The following is a 445-nucleotide window of genomic DNA, read 5'->3' as shown; positions in this document are numbered from 1 at the left end:
CTAATGTTTTTCCAGCCTTGCCAAAACCAATAATAACTGCCTGATATTTATTCATGATGATTTCCTGTCGAAACGCGTTCATTAGACATCATGATTATAGACGCAAAAGGTGATGCTGCCAACTTACTGATTTAGTGTATGATGGTGTTTTTGAGGTGCTCCAGTGGCTTCTGTTTCTATCAGCTGTCCCTCCTGTTCAGCTACTGACGGGGTGGTGCGTAACAGCAAAAGCACTGCCGGACATCAGCGCTATCTCTGCTCTCACTGCCGTAAAACATGGCAACTGCAGTTCACTTACACCGCTTCTCAACCCGGTACGCACCAGAAAATCATTGATATGGCCATGAATGGTGTTGGATGCCGGGCAACCGCCCGCATTATGGGCGTTGGCCTCAACACGATTTTACGTCACTTAAAAAACTCAGGCCGCAGTCGGTAACCTCGC

Annotated in this window: 1 pseudogene; it reads left to right on the top strand. The window is 47.4% G+C overall.

Annotated features, from left to right (window positions below):
* Positions 1–163: 163 nt before the first annotated feature.
* A pseudogene (locus ACT3RT_RS23085) lies at positions 164–445 on the top strand (IS1-like element transposase); the annotation flags it as partial.

The sequence above is a fragment of the Ewingella sp. AOP9-I1-14 genome, assembly GCF_052375995.1.
Lineage (GTDB): Bacteria > Pseudomonadota > Gammaproteobacteria > Enterobacterales > Enterobacteriaceae > Ewingella > Ewingella allii.
Note: the sequence above shows the minus strand (reverse complement) of the source record. Positions and strands in the feature narration are given on the sequence as shown.